The organism is Micrococcus sp. MS-ASIII-49, from assembly GCF_000946635.1.
Classification (GTDB): domain Bacteria; phylum Actinomycetota; class Actinomycetes; order Actinomycetales; family Micrococcaceae; genus Micrococcus; species Micrococcus luteus.
Genome location: NZ_JXSP01000025.1, coordinates 1 through 301 on the forward strand (window position 1 = coordinate 1; position 301 = coordinate 301).

Sequence of the window (301 nt, forward strand, 5' to 3'; positions counted from 1 at the left end):
CCGTCGTCCTCGGCGATGATCAGCGCCGGCACGTCCGCGCGGGCCGGGTCCTGGGCCAGGCGGTCGAACCAGTCGAAGCCGAAGTTGAAGTGCTCGAAGCGGGGCCACTCGAACTCGGCGCGGGCGCGCTCGTCGTCGGTCTGGCACTCGACCAGCAGGTCGCGGGCCGCGCGGAACACCTCCGTCGGTGACGGGGCGGCGACGGCGGTGGGGTCCTGGACGGTCATGGGTCCCTCCTCGGGGTGGCTGCTGAACGGATCCTTGGCCGGGGGTCTGTGATCTGGAACACTACTGTCAGACC

1 pseudogene is annotated in these 301 nt (G+C 70.8%); it reads right to left on the minus strand.

From position 1 onward, the window contains the following. A pseudogene (locus tag SJ20_RS01630) lies at window positions 1-227 on the minus strand (AMP-dependent synthetase); the annotation flags it as partial. Between the last annotated feature and the right edge of the window lie 74 nt (window positions 228-301).